This is a genomic window from Telluria sp. AZSoR62 (assembly GCF_058111565.1).
Genome location: NZ_JBYTST010000451.1, coordinates 1 through 252 on the forward strand (window position 1 = coordinate 1; position 252 = coordinate 252).

Genomic DNA, 252 nt, shown 5'->3' on the forward strand with positions numbered 1-252 from the left:
CTGCACCAGGCCCCACGTCGATCACCCAATCGGCCTGAGCCACCGCGCGCATATCGTGCTCGATCATCACCATGGTGTTGCCGGCATCGACCAGGCGCTGCAACTGCACCAGCAGCCGGTCGGCATCGGACGCATGCAGCCCGGTGGTTGGCTCGTCGAGCACGTACAGGCTTCGGCCGCGCTGGCTGCGCTGAAGCTCGGTCGCCAGCTTGATGCGCTGCGCCTCGCCACCGGAAAGTTCCGTGGCCGGTT

1 pseudogene is annotated in these 252 nt (G+C 67.1%); it reads right to left on the minus strand.

The features are described 5' to 3' along the window. Window positions 1-252: pseudogene (locus AC3XQU_RS24390) on the minus strand (hypothetical protein); the annotation flags it as partial.